Below are 257 nucleotides of genomic sequence, written 5' to 3'. Positions count from 1 at the left end.
ATGGCGCGAGACGGAATCGAACCGCCGACACATGGAGCTTCAATCCATTGCTCTACCAACTGAGCTACCGAGCCTACCTATTGCGGGAGCAGGATTTGAACCTACGACCTTCGGGTTATGAGCCCGACGAGCTACCTAGCTGCTCCATCCCGCGCTATTCCTACTAAGGAGGATGTGGGATTCGAACCCACGCACGCTTTTACACGCCTGACGGTTTTCAAGACCGTTCCCTTCAGCCGGACTTGGGTAATCCTCCA

Annotated in this window: 3 tRNA genes; all 3 read right to left on the bottom strand. The window is 55.3% G+C overall.

The window, feature by feature from the left end:
• Position 1: 1 nt before the first annotated feature.
• Positions 2 to 74 (bottom strand) — tRNA-Phe (locus HMPREF2574_RS09850).
• Positions 75 to 80: 6 nt separating this feature from the next.
• Positions 81 to 154 (bottom strand) — tRNA-Met (locus HMPREF2574_RS09845).
• Between the two features lie 12 nt (positions 155 to 166).
• Positions 167 to 256, bottom strand: a tRNA-Ser gene (locus HMPREF2574_RS09840).
• Position 257: the final 1 nt, after the last annotated feature.

This window comes from Streptococcus sp. HMSC034E12, assembly GCF_001835915.1.
GTDB lineage: Bacteria > Bacillota > Bacilli > Lactobacillales > Streptococcaceae > Streptococcus > Streptococcus vaginalis.
Note: the sequence above shows the minus strand (reverse complement) of the source record. Positions and strands in the feature narration are given on the sequence as shown.